We start from the raw sequence: 4220 nt of genomic DNA on the forward strand, positions 1-4220 counted from the left end.
CATTACCTTGCTTTGCAATAAACTTACTAGCTTTAACACATGAACTGCCCCGAAAGTGACGAAGAACCAAGTTTTCCCCATTTCCTCTGTCACTGTATCACTGATTCCTTTTTACCAATTGATATTCAACTTGTTTTATTAGTGATACATGTCCATTTTCTCTATCACAACAGTATCACTACCTATCACCGGCAATTTGGAAGGAAAACAGGCACTGTGTTTATATACAGCTGAATATAAGTGAATTGCAATTAACACAAACGATAAACCTCCAATCCTCACCCCTGTAAACCACTCGATTATTTTATGTAAAAACGACTATAAAATATGTAAAACCAGGCGGTTTTTATTGTTCGGCAAGGCACTTTAGTTGTCAGACATCCCCCTGTTGCCCCTTTTTACACCCGGGTGTACCGGCTCTCTACACCCGGATGTAAAGGGTGGCAACATGGGGGTGTTCGCGAAATCATGTGCTTGTTTCCGCTAAAAAAAGAGATGGCTTTTCTGAAATGAAGAGCCGTATTCCGCCGATTTAACACCTATTACACCTGTTTTTACATTTGTTTATTCGATTATTCCATATGTTTTTTCAGAGGGAAAAGACGACAATATATTGGTCTTCAATCATATGATAAAAACACCGTATTTCAGGAGTGATAGAGGAGTGATAGAGAGAAACGTCCTATATCACTACCTTTAACGTTTGAAGATCAAGAGTTATAGTTTCCGCAGTGATAGAGTGATAGAGGATTTGCAGAAAACTTCGCATGTAGATCATAACCTTAGAATATTTTGGTTATCCCGGTAACGCATAGAGTCAGGGAACCCAAAACCATGCATTACCAAGATAAACTTTGCCCAATCACTTGCCCGCTTCCGGCAAGTCCGTCTCTCCATCAACCGGAATCATCCAAAACGAATATTCACGGCGGGCAGGTGTGATCGTATATTCCGGATGGGTTTGGGCGCCCCAGGTATTGTCGCCACCGACACCCATCTGCCGGTTGTCGATGTTCAGCCAGACCATGTCTTTCTTTTCGATGCTGCCGCCATGAATGTGCTTCGTCATGGAGGGGACATAGTAGAGATCCTCGATCGGGAAATTCCAGGCACTGACACCTAAGGGTTCGCCCAGCGATTTGACCAGCAAACCCTCGCCTGAAGCATTCCGGAGCGCCACCCAGCGGACATCCGTCTTATTCGCCGTTTCCTGGGCGCGGACATACGGGTGATATTGTTCCCAAACGGTCGATTCATACAGGTCGATATCGGCCGCTGATTTGCGGTCCCAATAGTTTTCGTGCGGGCCGCGCCCCAGCCAGGTCATCCGGTCGTATTCGCCATTCAGAATCATCCTCATGCCGAAACGGGGCATTTCCGGCAAGGCCTTATCGCCCGGCGTAAAGCTCAAAGTCGTTCGGACGGCTCCATCGGGATAGACGACGTAGGTAACCGTGCAAGCCGATTCCTGCGCCGGCATCGTATAGGAGGCACGGATCGTCACCGTCCCCTCGTGCGGTGTTTCATGTAGAGACATATCCGTCAATTGCAACTCGTTTCCCGCCTGCTTCCACGTTCCGCAACGCTCCAACATGCCGTTCGCCACATCGTTATCGGTCAGCGGACGCCAGAAATTCGGGCGAGGGCCGGCTTGCAGGTATTCTTTTCCTTTCACCTTCCAACTGGTCATCTCTCCCGTCTTCCGGGAAAAGGCAAGAACGGAGGAAGAGGCGGTCACCGTATAACCGTCCGGCGTCTCATCCACTTTTGCCAACTCCTTAAAGGGCCGGTTTGGAATCTCTTCTGCCGGCTCCTTAAGGGGTCGGCAAGGAAGTTGCCATTGCTCGGATGCAGCCAAATGCCCTTTGGGAACCAAGGGGGACGCCTCCTTCGTGCAAGCGGAAAGATGCAGGAAATACTCCGTTCCGGGTTTGCCTTCGATAGCCGGGAGGGGCAACGTGACGACAACCGAGGCATGAGGCGCGATCACCGGGACATCGAGTTTGCCTTCGTACAAGGTCTGTCCATCCGCCTTCACCTTCCAACTGTAATCATAGACATCGGAAGAGAGGAAATCGTGGCGGTTCGTGACCTTCACCCGGTTCGGCGAGAAGGAGACGCCTTCGAAGTGCATATATTGATAGACCTTCTTCACTTCATGGATGTGCGGATGCAGGGTGCGGTCGGCCGCCACCAGGCCATTGGCACAGAAGTTGGAATCGTTGACAATGCCGACGAAACCCATATCGCCGCCGTATGCCCATATATCCTTGCCTTTCCGGTCTTTGACGGCAAACGTCTGGTCTACCCAGTCCCAGATAAAGCCGCCTTGCAGGTGGTCATATTTATAGATCAGCTCCCAGTAGTCGCCGAGGTTGCCGACACTGTTCCCCATCGCATGTGCATACTCGCAAAGGATCAGAGGACGCTCCCGGCGCTGGTTCGCCCATTGGCGGAGCAGCCAGATACGCCCGTACATCGGGCAATAGATATCGGACAGGCCTTTCACGCCTCCCCCTTCGTATTGGACGGGGCGGCTGGCGTCGCGCCCTTTCGTCCAGTGGTAGATCGTCTCGAAATGTTTCCCGTAGCCGGACTCGTTTCCCAAGCTCCAGGTGATGATGGCCGTCACGTTCTTATCCCGCTCCACCATCCGCTCCATCCGTTCCATGAAAGGGATTTCCCAACCGTCCATATTGGCAAGCGTACCGTCCGGATGGGCTTCCATACCGTGCGATTCGAGATTCGCCTCGTCGACCAGGTAGAGACCGTATTCGTTGCAAAGCTCGTACCACTCTTCGTAGTTCGGGTAGTGGCAGCAACGGACGGCGTTGATGTTGAACTGTTTCATCAGGCGGATATCCTCGACCATGCTCTCCACCGAGACGGTACGCCCGCGGTGCATATCGTGTTCATGCCGGTTCACCCCCTTGATGAGGATAGGCGTGCCGTTGACCAGTAACATGCCGTTCTTCATCTCCACTTTCCGGAAGCCGAAACGCTGGGTGAACGATTCCGTCACCTTGCCTTTGCTATCCAGGGTATTGACGACTAAGGTATAAAGATGGGGCGTCTCCGCCGTCCAGCGTTTAACATCCGGAAAGATCTCGGAGAAAGACAACAAAGTGTCTGCCGCATGCCTGACGGTAAGGCGGCCGGAAGCCAACTCTTTAGTGCCATCCAGCACCTTTACCCCTACGGATGTGCCTTTCGCCAATGAGCGGCTATCCATCGTAAAGTCGATATCGAGCGTCCCATCCTTATATTGGTTCTCCAGATCGGCACGGATCTCGAAGTCTTTGATGCGGGATTTCGGACGGGCTATCAGCATCACGTTCCGCTCGATCCCGCTATACTTCCAGTAGTCTTGTCCTTCCAGATAAGAACCGTCGCTATAACGGTAGACTTCCACCGCCAGCCGGTTCTCGCCGGGTTTCAGGTATTTATTGATCAGGTATTCGGACGGAAGGCGGCTATCCTCGCTATAGCCCACGAAACGGCCGTTCACCCAGCAATAATAAGCCGATTCGACTCCCCCGAAATGGAGCAGCACGTCCTTCCCCTTGAAATGTTCGGGAACGGTGAAGGTCGTCACGTACGAGCCAACCGGATTATACTCTTGCGGCACATAAGGGGGATTGGCGGGGAAAGGATAGCGCGTGTCCGTATAGATCGGCGCGTCGAAACCTTGAAGTTCCCAACTGCCCGGCACTTCGATCTCTTTCCAGCCGGAGACATCGAAACCTTCTTCGTAGAACGAGGCGGGACGGGAAGCCGGGTTCACCGCGAAATGGAACTTCCACGTTCCGTTCAGCGACTCGCGGCGTTCAAGCGTCGCGTCTTTCTGCAAAGCGGCCCTTTCCGAGGCGTACGGCACGAAATGGGCATGGATCGGCTCCCGGTTGATCTGGTTTATGCGCTGGTTCTCCCACTCTCTATGTTGGGCTTGTCCGGTTAACGCGAACAACAAAAGCGCACTGATGACGGATAGTTTGTGTTTCATGATAGCAAAAAATCTAAGTATTCGGGACGAAGATACGGAATAATATTCAATCTTTTCCCCTATCCGAAGTTTTTCAGGAGCAAGCGCTCTCAAATATTGCCTTATATAAATAAAGAACCAGGTTCGCGGATGACGCGGATGAAACGGATGAAAGCGGATTTAAATTATTTTATCCGTTAAAATCCGCCCGATCCGCGTCATCCGCGAACCTGGTTCT

The 4220-nt window shown here is 51.6% G+C and carries 1 protein-coding gene; it reads right to left on the bottom strand.

Annotation, left to right across the window (positions count from 1 at the left end; genetic code table 11):
* Positions 1–862 precede the first annotated feature (862 nt).
* Complete coding sequence (locus RDN79_RS18930) at positions 863–4003, bottom strand: glycoside hydrolase family 2 TIM barrel-domain containing protein (RefSeq protein WP_298550129.1); 3141 nt, start codon at positions 4001–4003, stop codon at positions 863–865.
* Positions 4004–4220 lie beyond the last annotated feature (217 nt).

The sequence above is a fragment of the uncultured Parabacteroides sp. genome (assembly GCF_902493135.1).
In the GTDB taxonomy this organism is placed as follows: Bacteria; Bacteroidota; Bacteroidia; order Bacteroidales; family Tannerellaceae; genus Parabacteroides.

Bases quoted from the DNA above. Each gene is read 5' to 3' on its own strand.
- RDN79_RS18930 (WP_298550129.1), bottom strand. From the start codon at position 4,003: ATGAAACACAAACTATCCGTCATCAGTGCGCTTTTGTTGTTCGCGTTA.